The sequence below is a fragment of the Burkholderia sp. LA-2-3-30-S1-D2 genome (assembly GCF_001523915.2).
Taxonomy (GTDB): domain Bacteria; phylum Pseudomonadota; class Gammaproteobacteria; order Burkholderiales; family Burkholderiaceae; genus Burkholderia; species Burkholderia diffusa.
In genome coordinates, this window is sequence record NZ_CP013383.1 from 1,403,379 (window position 1) to 1,422,248 (window position 18,870).

Consider the following 18,870-nt stretch of genomic DNA (forward strand, 5'->3'; position numbering starts at 1 on the left):
TGCATGCCGCGACCCCTTCCGGCCGCCTTTCCGGCGCCGATCCGATCAGAACTGGTAATTCACCGACATGTCGAACACGCCGTTCGTCGACTGCTGCGTGATCGGGCTGCGCCTTGCGCGGCCGACGAGCTGTTCGATCGCGCCGTCCATGGTCACGAACCAGTGCTTGTTGACGAACCAGACCATCGTCACGCCGGCGCCGAACGACTTCATCCCCGCGCCCGACGAATAGGTCGGCAGCCCCGAACGCGCGGACGCACCCGGGTTCACGCCGAACCAGCTGTTCATGTAGCGCGAATCGGCGAACGACACCGTCGGCCCGGCGAACCAGAAGAAGTGCTCGTTGCTGCCCGGCATCGGCATGTACGCGGAGAAATCGCCGATCCAGCCGTTCGAGCCGCCGATGCTGCGCCGAACATCGGCGCGCAGCACGAGCGGAAAATCCTTCGAGATCACGTAATCGGCCGCGAGCTTCATCACCGGCGCCGCGTTGATGTTGTCGAGCCCGTTCAGGTGGTCGAGGTCGTCGGCCGAGCGGCGCCCGAGGTCATAGCCCACCGACAGGCTCACGCGCCAGTTGGGCCCGCGCAGCACGTTCGCGCCGAGCCCCTCGCCCGTCGACAGGAAGAACAGGTCGCGATAGCGCACGTCCACATTCGGGCCGCCCATCACGCGGTAGCGATCGGAACCCGCGTAGCGCGGCTGGAGCGTCATCGCCGCGCCCACGCTGACCTGCCACGTCGGAACTGTCGGGCTGAACAGCTTCTGCAGCGGGACGCCTGCCGAGTATTGCCATTCGCCGAGCGGCGAAGGCGTCTGCGCCGACGCGTCGCGGGCATCTGCCGCCGCCAGCACGGCGAAGGCCGACAGGCCGGACACGACCCGGCGGATGCCGGGCGACAACAATGGGCGGGCAACGGTCATCAAGGCGATCTCCGTCGGTTGCACGAAACGAACCTAAGGGAAAGCGCGTCGCATCCCGATCGGCTGCAACGGCAGGCAGCCGACGGCGCGAACGTAGCGTGCGCTGAATTGTCATCATCCTACGCGACGCGCGGCGAAGCCGCAAAGCGCCCGTTGAGCACGGGCACTTTGCCGATTTCCGGCATGAACCGGTGCAGGATTGCGGAATCAGAAACGCTCGACGTGATAGTCGCCGGCCAGCGCGGCCGGACTGCGCTTCGCCATCATGCGCGAGAAACCGTCGGCGAGGCGCCCGAGCGCGAGCTGCTTCTGGCTCGCGTCCCAGTGCGTGTAGGTGTCGTAGGCGGTGTCGTCGAACGACACGGTGACCGCGACCGGGTGCCCGCTCGCGCGAAAGCCGATATGCAGCACGCCGCCCGGCAACTCCTCGATGTGATAGCGCAGCGAACGCGACTCGAAATAACGGCCCAGCACCTGGGCGATCGCGCGCTTGTCGGGCGATTGCACGTGAATGTCCATGATGGTCCTCCTTTCAGTGATCGCGCGGCCGGCCACGGTTGGCTGTGCCCGCCCGGCATTCGCACCGGCGGCGGCTGCGATGGCGGATCGCCTAGCGGCTGCCCCGGGGGCACGGGCGGATCGAACGGATCGTCGTGCTCGGGCAACGCCGGGTCGGGATCGACGTCGGGCGTCGGCTCGGGACGGTGCAGCATGGATCGCGTGCTCATGTCACTCCTGCGCGGCGGCTCGCGCGTGTCGATTGGCGTGGCGAGCACGCGCAACGGGTGTGCCTGCCCGGCGGGGCCGCCACGCATGTGTCGAACCGTTCGCGTACATCACGGAAATCGCCGCTACACACGCTCGCGTCGTAACGTATCCTTTCCCTGGGTTCAATCATCACGATGTCCTCTCGTCCATACCGGCTGCGGGCAGCCCGAATGGTCGCCCGCCCGGCCGCTTCGACGACTGCAAGCGTCATGCCGCCCGCGCCGCGCGGGCACGGCGCTTGCGCTCCTCGTACCCGTAAGGAGGTTCGATCATGACCGCATCCGCCCCCGGCAGCCGCAACGCCGTGTCACCGGCTGCCGGCCCGCTCTCGCTGGCCACATCGCGCAAGCCGTCCGAAGACAAGACGGAGGAACGCATCGACGAAGGGCTCGAGGAGACGTTCCCGGCAAGCGATCCGCCCGCCGTCGGCGGCGCAACCCGCATCGACCCCGCCAGGCCGTCAGGCGAGCGCGAACGTCGCGCGCCCGACGCCCCGCCACCGCCCCGCGATCACGGCTGACGGCGGCACCCGGCCCGCGATGCGCGGCAGCGCGGCAACGGGCCGGCTCAACCGGAGCGAACTGATGAAACGCATTGAACGTGCATGGCACGAAGTCAGCGGTGCCGCGGGCGTCGCGGCGCTGGCCGCGATCGAGAGCGCGCTGGTGCTCGCCATCGTCGTGATGACGGGCGTCGGCCACTGAGCGCAGTGCGCAGCCCGGCCACGGCTGCCGCCGTGGAAGATGTACAACCCGGCTGGCAAATTTCTCCGTGGCACGGCCGCGCAGGTCCAGCACCTGTCGATTGAACGCGGCACGCGTCCTGCTCCCGCATCGTCTCGCTCACGAAGGAGGCGTTCATGTATCGCATCAACGAAATCATGTCGCGCGACGTGGTGTGCGTCGCGCCCACCGACACGATTCGCCATGCGGCCGAATTGATGCAGCGCTTCGACATCGGCGTGCTGCCGGTGTGCGACGGCACCGGGCTCGTCGCGATCGTGACGGACCGCGACCTTGCGGTACGCGCGCTGTCGCACGGGCATCCGCCCGATACCCCCGTGAAAATGGTCGCATCGGCGCCGGTGCAGTGGTGCGTCGAGGACGACGGCGTCGGCGACGTGCAGCAGCGGATGGCCGACATACAGCTGCACCGGATGCCGGTGCTCGACGCCAACCACCAGATCGTCGGCATGGTGTCGCTCGGCGACATCGCGACGCGCGCGGGCGGCCCGGCACGCGACGAGTTGGCGAATACGCTCGAGGACGTGTCCCTGCCGCGCCGCCGCTGAGCGCCCCCATCCGTGCAGCCCGCGCACCGTATGCGCCGTGCCGCTTCGACCAGGAGAACAGCGATGACAACGGACAGACCGTCGCGCACACAGGCGCGCATTGTCGGCGACCGCGGCCGTTCGGCCGGCGGGCCGGGGCCGGACGTGATGGCCGCCGACACGCTGGAAAACGATCGCGTGCTGACGATCGACGGCGACGACATCGGCAAGGTCACGAACATCATGCTCGACGTCCACTCGGGCCGGATCGCATACGCGGTCGTGTCGTCGGGCGGATTTGCCGGGATCGGCGACAAGCTGCTCGCGGTGCCGTGGAACGTGCTGACGCTCGACGTCGCGCGCCGCTGCTTCGTGCTGCCCGTTCCGACCGAACGGGTGCGCGACGCACCGGGCTTCGAGAAGGACCGCTGGCCGGCGATGGCCGATCCCGCGTGGGCCGAGGCGCTGCACGCGCACTACGGCGCGTCGCCGTACTGGCTGATCGAGGAAGGCGAGACGGCGCTCGACTCGCCGCCATACGAGGCGTCTCCGAACGGCCCGGAGAGCGGCACGCGACGCCACTGACCGACGCGACAGACGCGCGCGGCCGCCGTGCGGATCAGCGCGCGGCCGCGATCGAACGCTCGAGCGCGCGCGCGGCGCGCAGGTGCGCCTTCAGCGTCGACAGCGTGTCTGCCGCGAACGCGCGAAGCTGCGGGTCGTGACCGTTGCGCGCTTCGGCTTCGTAGACCCTGATCGCAGCCTCATGCGCGCTCGGTCCCGCCAGCGCGATGTAACCCTTGTCGAATGCGTCGCCACGCATGGTTCGCAGGGCCGTCAGCCCCGGATCGACCAGCATCCGCGTCTGCACGGGCAGGCCCTTTTGCGCGCCGAGCCGGCGCAATTCCGCGGCCATGCGAACGTGATCGTCCACCATCCGGCGCGCGAAGGCCTTCACGTCCGGATTCGACGACCGATCGAGCGCGAGCTGGCTCGCCTCCAGCGCCGTCTTGCCGGCGATGCCTGCCTTGTCGACGAATTCCGCGTCGATGCCGTTCGGCCGCCGCGTCATGTCCGCCTCGTCGGCGGTCTCGCCGGGACGGACGACGCGTGGCGCGACATGAACGGACGATGCTGGCGGCGCCTGCGCATGCGCCGGCGTGAATGCCGATGCGCAGACCGCGGCGAGCACGCCCGATACGAGCAAGCAGCCATTTCCGGCAAACGGGATCCGCACGATCAGCGGCATGCGCCCGGAGCGCGCCGGCTTGCCGCCCGGGTCGTCGCGCTGCGTATTGTTCGATCTCTTCATCGCGCCTCCTGGCGGGTGTTGCGGAGGCCGCCGGGCGTCAGCGGTGCCGTCCGGCGGCCGCCACGTCGACGATCACGCTGGCCAGTGTCGGCATGTCGACCGGCTTGCCGAGAAACGCGTCGAAGCCGGCGGCCATCACGCGGTTCCGGTCCGCGCCCGCGTGTGCGGTTACCGCGACGACGGGCAGACGCCCGCCGGCGTTCGGCAAATGGCGGATGTGGTCGAGCAGCCAGAAGCCGTCGCCGTCCGGCATCGCGAGATCGGACAGCACGACGCTCGGGTGCTGCCGCGCGACCACGTCGAGCGCGTCGCGCCCCGATTGCGCGGTCGACACCTGGGCACCCAGCGTTTCGAGCGCCGCCGCAAGACTCTCGCGCGACGTCGCATCGTCGTCGACCACCAGCACGCGCTGGCCGTCGAGCGCCACCGCCGTCGACGCCCCGCTCGGCCGTGAGGGCTGGCCGATCAGATCGTCCGCGCGCCAGTCCACCGGCAGCATGACGGTCACGGTCGTGCCACGCCCGACGCCTTCGCTCGCGGCCGCCACCTCGCCGCCGTGCAGCCGCGCGATGTTGCGCACGATCGACAGGCCGAGCCCGAGGCCGCGTTTCGGCGACGCGGACGCGCCTTCCGGCCGGTTGAACGTATCGAACAGATGCGGCAGGCGATCCGCGGAAATGCCCTGCCCCGTATCGGCGACCGACAGCCGCACGCGCGCGCCGGCCCGGGTCAGCGACACTTTGATGTGGCCGCCCGGCAGCGTGAACTTGATCGCGTTCGACAGCAGGTTCGACAGCACCTGACGAATGCGCTCGCCGTCCGCGTAGATCACGCAGTTGGACATCGCGCACGCGGTCGACAGTTCGAGTCCGTTCGCCTCCGCGCTCGCGTCGAGCTCGCGCACTGCCTCGTTCACGGCGCGCACCAGGTCGACGGGCGTGCGTTCGAGCCGCATCCGGCCCGTCGCAAACGATGACGCGTCGAGCAGGTCGCCGACCATCCGCGACAGCGACCGCGCGCTACGATCGATCGCGTCGATCGCCTGATGCGCCAAGCCCTGGGCGTCGGCGCTGCGCAGCACCTCGACCCAGCCGTAAATCACGTTCAGCGGCGTGCGCAATTCATGCGACACGGTCGCCAGCAGTTCGTCCTTCAACCGGTTCGATTCGTCGGCCTGTACGCGCGCGTCGCGCACGCCGCGCAGCGAGCGCAGTTCGCGCCGCTCGTCGCGGCGTTCGTGCGCCTCGCGCAGCGTCATCGACAGGCCGGTGCAGTTGCCTTGCGCGTCGACGATCGGCGCTGCCGCGAAGGTCGCGCGAAAGCGGCCACCGTCGCGACGTACACACAGGATGTCGAGTGGGCCGGTGGGCGCGCGCGCGTTCGCGAACGACGCAGGAACGGGATGCAGCCGCAGCCAGCGCGGCGCGATCAACGTCGTGACGTCGTGTCCGATCACCGCCGCGACGTCGATGCCGAAGAGGCGCCGCGCCGCCGGGTTCCAGCTCGTGATCCGCCGTGCGGCATCGACGCCGACGATCGCGTCGGGCGATGCGTCGACCACGCGGCGCAGCAGGATGTCGTCGAGTGCGAGCGGCGCGCGCGCCGGTTCGCGGCTCGCCGGGCGCGCGTCATCGTCGGCTCCGCGCAGCCGGTCGTTCGCGAGCAGCGGCTTGACGGCCAGCACGAGCATGCATTCGACGAAACCGATCGCAACGAAGACGCCGGCCCGCGTCAGCAGCGCGAGCAGCGGCACATCGCGCCACCACAACGCGCCGATCACGGCCGCGCTCGCGGCAGTCGCGGCCAGACCGCCGCCGAACGACGTCAGCCAGGCCGCGGCCGCGACACCGACGTAGAAAGGTAGCGGTGCAAACGGTTCACGCATCCCGACGGCGTGAATCGCCCACACTTGCAGCACGGACGCCAGCCCGACGGCCAGCACGACCCATGCGCCCTGCCGAAACAGCTCGCGGGTAAAGGTTTTCATCGTTTCCCTGCATCGCCCTGCGACCGTCGCTCGACGATATGCCCTCGAGCGGACCGGGCGAGCCTACGAGCCTTCGCAACACGCGTACCCGCCGCATGGCGCCTGGCGACTTCGCGGCAAAGCCGGGGGTTGCACGTGCCGTCGCGCCGCCGCTCAGCCGCCGGTCGCGTTTGCCGAGAACGCGATGGCAGGTGTCTTTCGATTTTTCATACCTCGGCTGTAAAAAAGCATCATGGGGCGGCATCGGCAGCCGCCTGTCGGCATCGTGCCCTAGCGATCGCATATTTCTTCCGTCGTCGCACCCGACATTGGAAATTTCTAAATCGCGGCACCTTCCGTGCGGTTTCGCTGTCGATGATAGATATTGCAAAGAAGGGAGTGCGCGGTGCCGATTTTCAAAACGGCCCGCTGAACGCCTATGGTCGACTCTGCAAACCGTCCGAAGCCACGCGCCGACGCGCGCCGGCTGTCCGGCCGCTCCGCGGCGATGCGCACGCTGCTCGGCCGTATCGAGAAAATCGCTCCGACCCGCGCCAGCGTGATGATTGCCGGCGAAAGCGGGGTCGGCAAGGATATCGTCGCGCGGCGACTGCACGATCTAAGCGCGCGATGCGACGGGCCATTCGTCCCCGTTAACTGCGGCGCGATTCCGGCGGACATCGCCGAAGCGCAATTGTTCGGTCACGAGAAAGGCAGCTTCACCGGCGCGATCGCGCAACGCGAAGGGTTCTTCGAAGCCGCGTTCGGCGGCACGCTGCTGCTCGACGAGATCGCGGAGATGCCCGCGTCGCTGCAGGTGAAGCTGCTGCGCGCGCTCGAATCGAACACGATCGTGCGGGTCGGCGGCACCGAGTCGATTCCACTCGACGTGCGCATCGTGTCGGCGACCCGTCACAATCCCGCCGAAGCCGTGCGCGACGGCCGGCTGCGCGAGGACCTGTTCTACCGTCTCGCCGCGTTCGCGCTGAACGTGCCGCCGCTGCGCCAGCGCAACGGCGACGTCGAGGCGATCGCGCACGAGTTTGTCGATGCGCTCAACGTGCGGCACCACTCGCACAAGCGCCTGACCGACGCGGCGATTGCCGCGCTGCGTGCGTATTCGTGGCCAGGAAACGTGCGCGAGCTGCACAACACGATCGAGCGCGCGTACATCCTCGCGGACGACGGCATCGACGTCGCGCTGCCCAAGCCGACGATGTTGCCCGACCTTACGTCGGACGATGCGATGGCGCTGCCGCTCGGCGCGACGCTGCACCACGCGCAGCAGCGTTTCATCGCGGCGACGCTACGGCACTTCGACGGCAACAAGCCGCAAGCGGCGAAAGCGCTCGGCATCAGCCTGAAAACGCTCTACAACCGGCTGGCGCTGATGCGCGACGGCGGCCACGGCTGAGCGTCGCCGCGCGCGTGGCGCGCAGCGATCCGGCCCGCATCACGCGATGCAGGTCACGCGACCTTGAACTGCCCGACCGTCGTCGCGAGCGCGTTCGCCTGCGTCTGCAGCGCGGTCGCCGCAGCGGTCGACTGCTCGACGAGCGCCGCGTTCTGCTGCACCATTTCGTCGAGTTGCGTGACCGCGCGGTTCACTTCCTGGATGCCGCGCGTCTGCTCGTTCGCCGCGTGCGTGATCTCGGAGATGATCGTCGTCACATTGGCGACGTTCGACACGATTTCACGCATCGTGTCGCCGGCCTGGCGCACCTGTCCCGACCCGGCCGACACGCTCGCCACCGTCGACTCGACCAGCACCTTCACCTCGCGCGCGGCCTGCGCGCTGCGTTGCGCGAGACTGCGCACTTCCTGCGCGACGACCGCGAAACCGCGCCCTTGCTCGCCGGCACGCGCGGCTTCCACCGCCGCGTTCAGCGCGAGGATATTGGTCTGGAACGCGATCCCGTCGATCACGCCGATGATGTCGCCGATCCGGCCCGACGCTTCCTCGATCTTCCCCATCGTCGACACCACGTCCGACACGACCACGCCGCCGTGCGACGCGATGCGCGACGCGGCGGCCGCCCGTTCGTCGGCCTGGCTGGCAGCGGCCGCCGACTGGCCGACCGTCGCGGTGATCTCTTCCATCGATGCAGCCGTTTCCTCGAGGCTCGCCGCCGCCGATTCGGTCCGCGACGACAGGTCCTGGTTGCCCGCGGCGATCTCGTTCGCGGCCGTGCGCACCGATTCGCTCGCGTCGCGGATCTGCCGCATCACGTCGTTCAGTTTGTCGACGAAGCTGTTGAACGAGCGCGCGATGTCGGCGACTTCGTCGCGGCCTTCGGCCGGCAGGCGCTGCGTCAGGTCGCCGGTGCCCGAGCCGATCGACGCCATCGCCTGGCGCACCTGCGACAGCCGGCGGAACGCGGTTGCAGTGATCGCGCCGACGATCAGCGACGCGACGCCCACGATCACCACCAGCGTGATCAGCGACGCGGTCAGCAGCGAGCGCATCCCTGCCGTCGCTTCCGATTTGTCGAGCAGGACCAGCGCGTACCAGTCGGTGCCCGGCACGGCCTGCGCGCGCACCAGCTTCGCGTCGCCACCCACGTGCACTTCGACCGGCGCGGCGGCCGCGGCGAGCGACGCGGCGCCCATGCCGCCGAGGTCGGGCGACACGTCGGCGACCGGCTTCAGCGTGAGCTTCGCGTCCGGATGCGCGACGACGTGGCCGCTGCTGTCGATCAACATCCCGAAGCTCGCGGGCGTCGGGTGGATCGACTTCACGTTCGCGATCACGCTGTCCATCGCGACGTCGGCCGCGACGACCCCCTTCAGCGCGCCGTCGCGCAGGATCGGGACCGCGAACGTGACGACCAGGTTGCCGGTTCCCGCATCGACGTACGGCGGCGTGACGACCGGCTTGCCGGCCTGTGCGGCCTGCTTGTACCACGGGCGGCCGGTCGGATCGTAGTCGGGCGGGATGCCGGTGGGGTCGGAGAAACGGAACGTCTTGTCCGCATAGCCCGCGTACACATTCGTGAAGCCGCCGGCCGCGGCCATCTGCTTGAACGCCGGCAGCGGATCGGGCGACAGCGCGGCGTCCTGCAGCGACGCGATCATCCGGCTTCGGGTCGCGACCCAGTCGCCGATGCCGACCACGTGGCCGCTGGCAACGGATCTCAGGTTGCGGTCGATCGCATCTTCGTTGTACGTGCGTGCGATGAAGTAATTGATCAGCGTGGTGGCGACGAGCGCGAATACGACGATGGCGACGCACGCTGCAAGAATGCGGGTGCGGAGGGACGAGAGCATGGCAACGACTCGGTAAGGGAGCGCGAACGCCCGGTGGACGAATTCACCGGGTAAACGGCATTTGCGCCGCGAACTTGAGGTCGTTGTGTCGATTCGATGAAAGGTATGACGAAAAACGCCGGCGGCCGGGGAGGCGTTGGGGGGCGCGCTTGCGCGCAGCGGTTGCCGATACGGCATGCCTGCGCGTCGGCGTCGGTCGGCCGCGGTCCCAGTGTCAGTGGCGCTGGCCGCGGCGGGCCTCCTTACAGACGCCGACTGGTACTCGTATCCGGCTCCCGGTTCGGCGTACTGGCTGGCGTGTCGCGCTCGAGTTCGTCCTGTCTGCGCATCCGCTCGCGCAGGTGGCGGATCGCGAACACGTGGATGTAGTCGTGCACGCGGGCATCGGACGACAACGCCCGCACTTCGTCGTCGAGCATCGTGCGCAACTGGTCGGCGCCGATCGCGCGCTCTTCGGCGACGGCCTTCAAAGCATCAAGCAGATTGTCCTGTGACATCGACGAGCTCCTGACGGTCGAGGAACGAAAGGAAAATGACGCTACCGGAAGATTAGAGACTGGACAGCCGCCCGGCGTACGATGCACCGAAGCGTGTTTGCGCGCGATCAACGGCACGTCGCGTGCCGCCGCGCCGATCCGTCGCTGGATCGGCTCGTGCGCAGGATTCGCGGCGCGCGTGGCCCGCGAATGACTGGAAGGATTGCCCACGCCCCCCGAGGCGCGGCACCGCCGATCGCGCGTACCACGAACCGTCGCGCGACGCCGATGCATCGGGAAACTTAGACCGGCCGAAATCCCGCGTCAAGCGATGATCACCGGCCGCGATTCGTCTGTTCGAATTCACCGGGTCGGGGTGCCGCACATCGCGTGACGGCCCGCCTTGCGCCGCCGCAACCGATCGTCGGCCCTGCGTGTCAGCGGATTCCGATACCGCGCGCGCAATGTCTGACAGCGACTTCAGCCCGCGCCGATTGGCAACGCGGCCTGGCCGGCGGATACTGACATCATGAACCAAGCGTTCATACCCGGTCATCGCTCAGCCGGCCATCGAGCCGGCACGCGGGGTCGGGCGCAGGAGACCATCATGGCCCATCGCAACTTCCCGGCGCGGGACGGACAGCGGCGCACGCGCATGCTGTTCGCGACTGCCGCGCCGGTCGCAATCCGCCCGCCCGACGATCTCGACGCGTTGCTCGCGCTCGCGCGCGAATCGGGCTTGCTCGTCACGCTCGACGGGCAGATCGGCCGCGAGAAATACCAGAGTGTCGCGGGGTCGGTGCTCGCGCTGCAGCGCTTCGCCGCCGCCCTCTGCGCGCGGGCCGGTGCCGACGCACCGGTCGTCGTGAGGCCGCGCCGAAAGACGCGCCCCGGCTGGCCACGGTTGCGCAATCGCATGCCGGGCGGACGAGGACGGCTGCATGGCGTGCGTCGGCGCGCACGCGTATGCCGCGGCGCCCGCAGCCGGCACGACCTGCGAGCGCCTCACCGCATGTAAAAGCCGAAAGAAGCCGAACGCAGCCGATGCGGCAAGGGCGCAGCGCGATGGAGACGAAGGCTGTCACGCCAATCGGCAACGACCGCTGCACGCCAGCACATCGCGTGTCGCCACACGCCGTTCCGCACGGCGGCATCGAGCAAAACAATACCTGCGAGGAAAGTAGTCTGCACGGGGCCAGGAAGCGGACGGGGTGAAAATCACCCCGTCCGTCGTTCCAAGGCAGCCGTCGGCTGCCTACCCTCGCGCCAGAGAGTTCGTGATCGGCTGATGCGCCACGCGCTGCGTGGCACGACTCCGGAAATCGGTTGAAGCGCGAACAACAGCGTCGGATATGCGCCCGTTCGCGCGGTTCTCGACCCGACGTGTCGAATCGCCGCGTCGCACACGGACGACGCGCAACCCGCCACCCCGGACGTTCTGTCACCATCTCATGCCAGGCGCACGGCAATTCTGATCCAGATCAACGAAAGTCCGCTTCGCCACCATTGCGTCGCGATTTTCACTCCGCGCCGCGCACGAGCAGCACCGGCACCTGCGCGAGATGCGCGATCCGGCGCGCCACGCTGCCGATCAGCCAGGCGGCGATGCCGCGCCGGCCGTGCGTGCCAACCACCAGCAGTTCCGCATGCCAGTGCACCGCGTCGCGCATCAGCGCATGGGCGACGTCGTCGCTGGTCGGCCGCGTTTCGACAATGCCGCGCTTGGTCGGATTCCCCGTTGCATGGAACAGCGGGCCGATCCGTGCCAGCGCATCCTCGCCCTCCGCGCGATACGCATCCTCGAGCGCGCGCACCGGCACGAGATCCGTCAGACGAACCGCGCGATCGACGACATAGGCCGCATACAGCAGCGTCGTCGGCGCCGCGAAGCCGAGCCCGACGCGCACTGCATGCAGCGACGGCTCGCTGCCGTCCACGGCGAACATCAGGCGCTGCAGCGGTCCTTCCGACGGCCGCGTGTAGTCGGCGGGTACGATCAGCAGCGCGCAGCGTGCGCGCGAGGCCAGCGTGTCGGACACCGCGCCCTCGATGAGCCGCAACAGTCCATGGTGCGGATTGGCGCCTACCACGAGCACGTCGGCGTGCGATGCCGACGTGTCGTTCGCGAGTGCATCGGCCACCGTGCCGCCCGTGACCGACGTATCGATGATCACCTGTTCGATCTCCGCGCCGCTCCCGGCGAACAGTGCCGCGATGCGCTCGAGCGTGGCCTGCGCTTCGCGCGTCATCTCCTCGCGCGCCGAGGTCAGCAGCGCGTCGACGCGCGGAATGTCGGGCAGCACGAGACGCGGATTGTCGATCGCGCAGACGATACGCACCTGCATGCCGGGACGCAGCAGCGTGCGCATGTAGCGCGCGGCGGCCAGCGACTCCGGCGTCAGGTCGACGGCCAGCGAAATTCGCGCGAGCGGCGGGATAGTCGGGCTGGATTGCATGGCGAAGGTCTCCTGGCGGACGCGTCGTCGCGGACGACGACCGGAGCTTCGCGCGGGCGGCTGCGCGCGGCGGACGAACGGCCGACGCAGTCGCAGGGAACGGCGGACGGCCACGCGAAGCGTGGACAAGCGATTCAAACAGCATATGTCGTCCGGCCACCACGTGCATGATCGCGATCAATACACGTGCGGGCCGCGATGCGCCGCCGCGCGCGTTCGGCGCGCGGCGCGGCGACTTTTGCCCGGTTTGCTTACGACTTCGTCGACGCGGGCGCGCCCGCGCGGTTCGCGTAGAACACCGCGTATGCGATGCCGAGCAGCACGATCCACGCCGGGCCGATCTCGAGCGCGACACGCGTGTCCGGCGTGAAGGCCACCAGCACGACGACCAGCGCGAGAAACCCGAGCGCAATGAACGAGCCGAGCGGATAGAACGGCACGCGGATCGGCAGGCGCGCGATCCTGTCGGCCGACAGCGTGCGGCGAAAGCGCATCTGCGCGATCAGGATCACGCACCACGTCCAGATCGCACCGAACGTCGACACCGACGTGAGCCACGTGAACACCTGCTGCGGCGCCAGATAGTTGAGCAGCACGCCGATCAGCAGCAGTGCGACCGACACGGCGACGCCGTACACCGGCACACCGTTGCGGTTCACGCGACCGAGGCTGGCCGGCGCCTGGCCCTGCTGCGCGAAAGTGTGAAATCGGAGGCGAAATCGGGATGTGCGCGGATCCCGTGCACGATTTACTTCGACAACGTCGCCCGCACCGTATATTCGCCTGCGAGCGCCGTATGCTCCGGCCGCACGAAATACCTCGATGAATCGAGATCGGCCGGCAGGGGCTCGACCGGATAGCCGTGCTTCTCCCACGCATCGAGCCCGCCCTTCAGCGCCTTGATGTTGTGAAGCATCTTCTTGCGCTGCATCTTCGCGATCAGACGCTTCGCCGTTGCCTCGTTCGGGCACACGCAATACACGACGATCGGCCGCTTCAGCAGCTCCGGATCCAGCAGGTCCGGCGAATCGAGATCGACCGGCACCGCGCCGGCGATCCGATACGGCTCGCGTTCGCGAATCGCGCGCGGCCGCGCATCGAAGATCAGCGGCGGCTCGTTCGATGTCATCATTTCGACGAGCTGAGGCGGGGAGATGCGCACCTGCGCGAGGTAGCGCCGGAACTGCACGCGGCGCACCCAGCGGTAGAGCAGGAACGTGATGAAGATCGCGAGGAACGCGTCGAGGATCGTGCCGCCGCTCGCGCGCACCCACAGCACGAACTGCACGATCTGGTCATGCACGGCCGCGCCGCCGATGAGCCAGAACGCAGCCCACAGCGACGCACCGGCCAGATCCCAGAACAGGAACACGCCGATGCCGATCGCGGTCGTGCCGAGCAGCGGCGCCGACACGAGGCCGAGGCCCGGCAGGAATTTGGAGAGGACGAGCAGCGGCGCGCCGTATCTTTCGAATACATTACGCGCGAAGCGCAGCGTCGTGTCGAGCGACAGCGAGAATCGCACCAGGCCGTTCAGCAAGCGACGGCCGCGCGTGCGGCCCATGAAGAACCACAGCGAATCGGCAAGCATCGTCGCGCCGATCGCCGCCGCGAACATGCTTGTCCAGGACGCCTGCCCCATCGCCGCCATCGTACCGCCGAGAATCAGCATCGGCACGGCCGGCACCGGCACGCCGAGCTGCGTGATCAGTACGCTCGCGAACACGGCCCACGGGCCGAGCGACGAGGGAATCGCAATGGGAAAGTGCCACACGGCGGCGCTCCTGAAAGACATGCTGACCGTGCCACGGGGGAGGCCGTCGATACGGCTGACAGCGATCGCCGCGGCACGTCCGCGGCCGATCCTGCACAGTCGTGCATTCTAAACGGGTTTGGCCGGGACCGCGCGGAACAGCTACCGTTGGAGGCGGCCGCCGCGTTCACGCGCCGGGGCGCTGCGCAAGCCCCGCCACGTATTCCGCGTATTCGGGGAACGTGGCGGCCAGTACCGTCGCGTCCGCGAGTTCGAATTCCGCGAACTCGAACCCTGGTGCGACCGTGCAGCCGACGAGCGCGACGTGCTCCGGCGACGCGCAGCGCGCGCCGAACCAGCGCCCGGCCGGCACTACCGCCTGGAATACGGTCCCGGGATGCGTGAGCGGGTTGCCGAGCCGGTGGATCGTCAGCCCCTCGTGCTCGTCGAGCACCCATACTTCGAGCGGATCGCCCGCGTAGAAATGCCAGACCTCGTCGGAACGGATCCGGTGCCACGACGAATACGCGCCGTCGCACAACAGGTAATAGATTGCGGTCGACGCCGCGCGTGGCGCGCCGTCGGCCGGACGCACGACCGTGTCGGCCGCACGGTAGGTTTCCCGGAAATAGCCGCCCTCGGGGTGCGGCTGCAGATCGAACTGGTGAATCAGATCGGCGGCGGAAATCGGCATGGCGGATGACGTCGGTGAAGGATTGAACCGGGCACGCGACGCACGGCCCGGCCGCTCGGGAATCCCGTCGGCCGACGTCGCGTGCCGCTGCGTCGATCGCCGCGGCCATGCACGCGGCGACTGGATCGCGCGCCGAACGCAGCGCGCGACGATGAAGCGAACACCGTCCGATGCTGCCAGAAGTGCGGGACGCGACGCAACCGGCGCTACGCGATCACGCCGTAGCGACGCAGCGGCGCAGCGGCGCAGCGGCGCAGCGGCGCAGCGGCGCAAGATATCGGCGGCACGTCGATCGATGCAGCGGACGCACCGCCGCACCCGCCGTCACACCGCCATCCGCGCGGCAGCCGCCTGCCCGCCGCTCACGGCGCGACGCCGCACCGCGTCGTCACGCAGTCGGCGCCGCGGCCTGCTCGTCGTGGCGCACCAGCAGCACGGGCCGATCGGCCGCGCGCAGCAGCGATTCCGCGACGCTGCCGAGCAGCAGCCGGCGCAGGCCGTGCCGCCCGCTCGTGCCCATCACGATCAGATCGGCGCCGGCCTCGGCCGCCGTGCGCATCAGCACCGCGGCGATGTCCTCCCCGTACGCGTCGAGCGCGCGCACGGTGCCCGGCACGTGCCGCTGCGCGAGGGCCGCCTTCGCATCGTCGAGCACGAGCGTCGCCGCTTCGGCTGCCGCCGCGTCGCCGTCGTGTTCGGCCGCGAAGCCCGCATCGACGTCGACGAGCTGCGGCCGGTGCTCGACGACATACGCGCACGTGACCTCGCCACCGGATGCCGCCGCGATCCGGATCGCCTCGTTCAGCGCGAGACGCGCACTCGGGCCCCCATCGAGCCCGACGAAAATCCGCTTGTACATGGTCCGCCCTCCGACCGGAAGCCCGTCGCACATCGCGCGAACGTCGCCCCCGTCATCGCAAGCCGGCCCGATGCCGGCTCGCCTGCCGAACAGTCTGCCCCACGTGCGGACGCACCGGTTGACGCGTATCAATCGCGGCCGGAACGCCCGCTGCACCGCCTGGTTATCTCATTTTTAACTGACCCTATTACAAAAAACGTGTAAAACGCGCACAATTTCATCTTGAAAATAGTTGCCGCACGCGGCCGGTGCGATTTTTCCCGGTTATACCGCGCCGCCCGAGTGCCACGGGCGGCCCCGACACCAGAATGGCCATCGAATGACCGCCAGTGGAACCCCGCCGCGTGACGCCCGAGGGCCCACGCGCTTCCAGACCATGTTACGCCAGCCGCTCGCGGCTGGCGTCGTTGCGCTGTTCGCGGGCGCGGCGCTGTCGCTCGGCGTTGCGCTGCTCGTTCGCGACCAGTGGCAAGGCGCCGTCCATACGCGCTTCGAGCGACGCACGACGCACGTGACGGCGATGCTGCGCCACGAGCTGCAAGCCGCCGTCGCCGTGCTCGAAAGCACGCGCGGCGCGTTCGCGCTCGCGCCACAGATGACGCCCGAGCAATGGCGCCGGTATGCCGACACACTCGAGCTCGACAGCGGGCGTTCGCCGATCCGGCAGTTCGGCTATGCGCCGCTGTCGCCCGCGGCGCGCAGCGCCCTCGCCGGCCATGCGCCGATGCCGGCCGGCCCGCTCGCGGTGGCGACGCTCGGCGCGCCCGCGTCGAGCTCGGCCGGCGTGCGCTTCGGTGCGCCGGATCAGGCCCCCCTCGCGCGCGCGCTGCAGACCGGCGATATCGCACTCGGCATCCATTCGGCCGACGACGACACATCCCGCGATGCGCGCACCCTCACGCTGTTCCTGCCCGCCACGGCTTCACCGCGCACGACCGCCGCACAGTCCGGCGCCCGTGAAACCGGCGCCGACGGCGTGCTGTTCGCGCAGGTGAGCCCGAATCGCCTGATCGAGCGCGCGCTCGACGCGGAGCGCGGGCTCGACCTGCGGATGAGCGCCGGCGACGATCCTCGGCCGATCGCGAGCGCCGAGACGACGACCGACGAGGCTTTGGCATCGCCCGACCTGATGCGGCGCAGCGACCAGCTGAATTTCGGCGGGACCGTCCTGACGCTAGCCTATTCCGCAGACGGCCGCCCGAGCGTCACCGGCGCGCAGCGCGCGGCGGGCACGGTGCTCGCCGCAGGGCTGATCGCGTCGTTCGCGTTCGCGGCACTCGTCCATGCGTTGCTGCGCGGCCGGGCCGGCACCGCCGATACCGGCGCCAGCAGCCGCGGCATCCTGAACGAGGCGCGGATGATGGGCATCATCCGTTCGTCGATGGAAGCGATCATCACGATCGACGAGAAGCAGACGGTCGTGATCTTCAACCCGATGGCCGAACAGGTATTCGGCGTATCGGCGATGGAGGCGATCGGCGCGCCGCTGTCGCGCTTCATCCCCGAGCGGTTTCGTGCCGCGCATGCGAAGCACGTCGACCAGTTCGGCGTGACGGGCGTGTCCGAGCGGCAAATGGGCCGTCAGCGCGTGCTGTTCGGGCTGCGCGGCAACGGCGAGGAATTCCCGATCGAGGCGTCGATCTCGCAGATCCGCGACGCGTCGGGCAAGCTCTACACGGTGATGCTGCGCGACATCACCGAGCGGCAACGCGCCGAGAATGCGCTGAAGCAGTCGCGCGAGGAACTGCGCGAGCTGTCGGCGAATCTGCAGAACGTGCGCGAAGAGGAAAAGACCCGCATCGCGCGGGAACTGCACGACGACCTCGGGCAGCAGCTCACCGCGCTGAAGATGGACCTGTCGGTCATCGAGCAGCAACTGCGCACGCCGAACCGTGCGCAACCCGACGACGACGTGCTGTCGCAACTGCAGGGCATGCGCCGGCTGATCGACGCGACCGTCGCGTCGGTGCGGCGCATCGCAGCCGATCTGCGCCCCGTGATGCTCGACGATCTCGGCCTCGTGCCCGCGATCGAGTGGCTGGCGAACGACTTCACGAACCGCTACGGCATCGACGTCGAACGCCACATCGAAACGGGCGGGCTCACGTTCACCAGCACCGGCGCGACCACGCTGTTCCGGATCGTCCAGGAAGCGCTGACGAACGTCGCGCGCCATGCGGATGCGACGCGCGTCGCGCTGCGGCTCGACATCGAAGAAGGCTTCTGCGTGCTGCGCGTCGCGGACAACGGCCGCGGCGCGGCACCGGGCGGCACCGCCCACGAGGACAAGTCGTTCGGCCTGATCGGCATTCGCGAACGCGCACACATGCTGGGTGGCAGCGTGACGATCGATACCGCGCTCGCACGCGGCTTCTCGATCACGGTCGCGTTCCCGCTAGGCACCGTTCAACAGGAAACCACCCTCACATGATCAAGGTGCTCATCGCCGACGACCATACGCTCGTGCGCGACGGTCTGCGGCACATTCTCCAGAACGCCACCGCATTCGAAGTCGCCGGCGAAGCGTGCGACGGGCCGTCGACGATCGCGCTGATTCGTTCGACGCCCGCGCAGGTGCTGGTGCTCGACCTTTCGATGCCGGGACGCAACGGCGTCGAGCTGATCAAGCAGATCAAGGACGAGAAGCCCGCGCTGCGCGTGCTCGTGCTGACCATGCACGCGGAACAGCAATACGCGGTGCGTGCGTTCCGCGCCGGCGCGTCGGGCTACCTGACCAAGGAAAGCGCGAGCGCCGAACTGGTCGGCGCCGTGACCAAGGTTGCAGCGGGCGGCGTCTACGTGAGTCTCGCGATGGCCGAGCAGTTCGCGCAGAGCCTGAACGAACCGGCCGAGACGCTGCCGCACCAGCGGCTGTCCGATCGCGAGTTCGACGTGTTCCGCCGGATCGCCGCCGGACAGACACTGACCGAGATCGCGCAGGCGCTGTGCGTGAGCGCGAAGACGGTCAGCACCTACAAGACCCGGATTCTGGAAAAGATGCAGATGCCGCACGAAGCGGCGCTGGTCCGCTACGCGATCCGGCACAAGCTGCTCGACGAAGCGGACGACGTCTAGGCGCACCGTGCCGGCCGCGTGGCGTGCGGGCCAGCCGGACGTCGCACGGC

At 69.0% G+C, this 18,870-nt stretch carries 16 protein-coding genes and 2 pseudogenes; 7 read left to right on the forward strand and 11 right to left on the reverse strand.

The window, feature by feature from the left end; all coding sequences use genetic code 11:
* Positions 1–45: 45 nt before the first annotated feature.
* Both WS66_RS06490 and WS66_RS06495 read right to left on the reverse strand, forming a co-directional pair.
* A complete protein-coding gene (locus tag WS66_RS06490) occupies positions 46–924 on the reverse strand; it encodes a MipA/OmpV family protein (protein ID WP_059599446.1) in 879 nt (292 codons plus the stop codon).
* Between the two features lie 207 nt (positions 925–1,131).
* The gene (locus WS66_RS06495; RefSeq protein WP_059599445.1) at positions 1,132–1,443 is read right to left on the reverse strand and encodes a hypothetical protein; all 312 of its coding nucleotides are present in this window, start codon (positions 1,441–1,443) and stop codon (positions 1,132–1,134) included.
* A gap of 520 nt (positions 1,444–1,963) precedes the next feature.
* On the opposite strand from WS66_RS06495, the gene WS66_RS06505 reads away from it, so the two are divergent.
* The 3 genes from WS66_RS06505 to WS66_RS06515 all read left to right on the forward strand — a co-directional run bounded on the left by WS66_RS06505 (position 1,964) and on the right by WS66_RS06515 (position 3,547).
* Positions 1,964–2,212 carry a hypothetical protein gene (locus WS66_RS06505; RefSeq protein ID WP_059599444.1) on the forward strand — a complete coding sequence of 83 codons (249 nt, stop codon included), beginning with the start codon at positions 1,964–1,966 and terminating at the stop codon, positions 2,210–2,212.
* Between the two features lie 339 nt (positions 2,213–2,551).
* Positions 2,552–2,983 carry a CBS domain-containing protein gene (locus WS66_RS06510; protein WP_059599443.1) on the forward strand — a complete coding sequence of 144 codons (432 nt, stop codon included), beginning with the start codon at positions 2,552–2,554 and terminating at the stop codon, positions 2,981–2,983.
* Positions 2,984–3,046: 63 nt separating this feature from the next.
* Positions 3,047–3,547, forward strand: coding sequence for a PRC-barrel domain-containing protein (locus WS66_RS06515; RefSeq protein ID WP_059599442.1), 501 nt, complete (start codon positions 3,047–3,049; stop codon positions 3,545–3,547).
* 34 nt (positions 3,548–3,581) lie between these two features.
* Here the strand turns inward: WS66_RS06515 and WS66_RS06520 are convergent, their stop codons facing one another.
* Entirely contained in the window at positions 3,582–4,211 is a 630-nt protein-coding gene (locus WS66_RS06520; protein WP_108064665.1) for a DUF4142 domain-containing protein, read from the reverse strand.
* A gap of 100 nt (positions 4,212–4,311) precedes the next feature.
* A complete protein-coding gene (locus WS66_RS06525; RefSeq protein ID WP_059599441.1) occupies positions 4,312–6,261 on the reverse strand; it encodes a hybrid sensor histidine kinase/response regulator in 1,950 nt (649 codons plus the stop codon).
* A gap of 354 nt (positions 6,262–6,615) precedes the next feature.
* On the opposite strand from WS66_RS06525, the pseudogene WS66_RS06530 reads away from it, so the two are divergent.
* A pseudogene (locus WS66_RS06530) lies at positions 6,616–7,654 on the forward strand (sigma-54 interaction domain-containing protein).
* Positions 7,655–7,707: 53 nt separating this feature from the next.
* On the opposite strand, the gene WS66_RS06535 reads toward WS66_RS06530, so the two are convergent.
* Together WS66_RS06535 and WS66_RS06540 are read right to left on the reverse strand one after the other, a co-directional pair.
* Positions 7,708–9,507, reverse strand: a complete 1,800-nt coding sequence (locus tag WS66_RS06535) for a methyl-accepting chemotaxis protein (protein WP_059599440.1) — start codon at positions 9,505–9,507, stop codon at positions 7,708–7,710.
* 242 nt (positions 9,508–9,749) lie between these two features.
* Positions 9,750–10,004: a DUF3562 domain-containing protein gene (locus WS66_RS06540; protein WP_059599439.1), complete on the reverse strand. Its 255-nt coding sequence runs from the start codon at positions 10,002–10,004 to the stop codon at positions 9,750–9,752.
* A gap of 586 nt (positions 10,005–10,590) precedes the next feature.
* Between WS66_RS06540 and WS66_RS06545 the strand changes: the two genes are divergently transcribed.
* Positions 10,591–11,001: a hypothetical protein gene (locus WS66_RS06545; RefSeq protein ID WP_059599438.1), complete on the forward strand. Its 411-nt coding sequence runs from the start codon at positions 10,591–10,593 to the stop codon at positions 10,999–11,001.
* Positions 11,002–11,503: 502 nt separating this feature from the next.
* Here the strand turns inward: WS66_RS06545 and WS66_RS06550 are convergent.
* From WS66_RS06550 to WS66_RS06570, 5 genes and pseudogenes are all read right to left on the reverse strand, one after another.
* Positions 11,504–12,439, reverse strand: a complete 936-nt coding sequence (locus tag WS66_RS06550) for a universal stress protein (protein WP_059599437.1) — start codon at positions 12,437–12,439, stop codon at positions 11,504–11,506.
* A 251-nt stretch (positions 12,440–12,690) separates the two neighbouring features.
* Positions 12,691–13,143: pseudogene (locus WS66_RS06555) on the reverse strand (amino acid permease); the annotation flags it as partial.
* 44 nt (positions 13,144–13,187) lie between these two features.
* Positions 13,188–14,213: a DedA family protein/thiosulfate sulfurtransferase GlpE gene (locus tag WS66_RS06560; protein ID WP_059599472.1), complete on the reverse strand. Its 1,026-nt coding sequence runs from the start codon at positions 14,211–14,213 to the stop codon at positions 13,188–13,190.
* A 166-nt stretch (positions 14,214–14,379) separates the two neighbouring features.
* A complete protein-coding gene (locus tag WS66_RS06565; RefSeq protein ID WP_059599471.1) occupies positions 14,380–14,886 on the reverse strand; it encodes a cupin domain-containing protein in 507 nt (168 codons plus the stop codon).
* Between the two features lie 388 nt (positions 14,887–15,274).
* A complete protein-coding gene (locus WS66_RS06570) occupies positions 15,275–15,745 on the reverse strand; it encodes a universal stress protein (protein ID WP_059599435.1) in 471 nt (156 codons plus the stop codon).
* 319 nt (positions 15,746–16,064) lie between these two features.
* Here WS66_RS06570 and WS66_RS06575 point away from each other — a divergent pair, with 319 nt between their 5' ends.
* Positions 16,065–18,176, forward strand: coding sequence for a PAS domain-containing sensor histidine kinase (locus WS66_RS06575; protein ID WP_059599434.1), 2,112 nt, complete (start codon positions 16,065–16,067; stop codon positions 18,174–18,176).
* The gene (locus tag WS66_RS06580; protein ID WP_059599433.1) at positions 18,173–18,820 is read left to right on the forward strand and encodes a response regulator; all 648 of its coding nucleotides are present in this window, start codon (positions 18,173–18,175) and stop codon (positions 18,818–18,820) included. The genes WS66_RS06575 and WS66_RS06580 overlap by 4 nt, the downstream gene beginning before the upstream one ends.
* Positions 18,821–18,870 lie beyond the last annotated feature (50 nt).

Excerpts from the sequence above, each read along its gene's own strand:
- WS66_RS06580 (WP_059599433.1), top strand. The coding sequence starts at position 18,173 with ATGATCAAGGTGCTCATCGCCGACGACCATACGCTCGTGCGCGACGGT.
- WS66_RS06525 (WP_059599441.1), bottom strand. The coding sequence starts at position 6,261 with ATGAAAACCTTTACCCGCGAGCTGTTTCGGCAGGGCGCATGGGTCGTG.
- WS66_RS06520 (WP_108064665.1), bottom strand. The coding sequence starts at position 4,211 with ATGCCGCTGATCGTGCGGATCCCGTTTGCCGGAAATGGCTGCTTGCTC.
- WS66_RS06565 (WP_059599471.1), bottom strand. The coding sequence starts at position 14,886 with ATGCCGATTTCCGCCGCCGATCTGATTCACCAGTTCGATCTGCAGCCG.
- WS66_RS06490 (WP_059599446.1), bottom strand. The coding sequence starts at position 924 with ATGACCGTTGCCCGCCCATTGTTGTCGCCCGGCATCCGCCGGGTCGTG.
- WS66_RS06575 (WP_059599434.1), top strand. The coding sequence starts at position 16,065 with ATGACCGCCAGTGGAACCCCGCCGCGTGACGCCCGAGGGCCCACGCGC.
- WS66_RS06550 (WP_059599437.1), bottom strand. The coding sequence starts at position 12,439 with ATGCAATCCAGCCCGACTATCCCGCCGCTCGCGCGAATTTCGCTGGCC.
- WS66_RS06505 (WP_059599444.1), top strand. The coding sequence starts at position 1,964 with ATGACCGCATCCGCCCCCGGCAGCCGCAACGCCGTGTCACCGGCTGCC.
- WS66_RS06510 (WP_059599443.1), top strand. The coding sequence starts at position 2,552 with ATGTATCGCATCAACGAAATCATGTCGCGCGACGTGGTGTGCGTCGCG.
- WS66_RS06570 (WP_059599435.1), bottom strand. The coding sequence starts at position 15,745 with ATGTACAAGCGGATTTTCGTCGGGCTCGATGGGGGCCCGAGTGCGCGT.
- WS66_RS06545 (WP_059599438.1), top strand. The coding sequence starts at position 10,591 with ATGGCCCATCGCAACTTCCCGGCGCGGGACGGACAGCGGCGCACGCGC.
- WS66_RS06515 (WP_059599442.1), top strand. The coding sequence starts at position 3,047 with ATGACAACGGACAGACCGTCGCGCACACAGGCGCGCATTGTCGGCGAC.
- WS66_RS06495 (WP_059599445.1), bottom strand. The coding sequence starts at position 1,443 with ATGGACATTCACGTGCAATCGCCCGACAAGCGCGCGATCGCCCAGGTG.
- WS66_RS06535 (WP_059599440.1), bottom strand. The coding sequence starts at position 9,507 with ATGCTCTCGTCCCTCCGCACCCGCATTCTTGCAGCGTGCGTCGCCATC.
- WS66_RS06540 (WP_059599439.1), bottom strand. The coding sequence starts at position 10,004 with ATGTCACAGGACAATCTGCTTGATGCTTTGAAGGCCGTCGCCGAAGAG.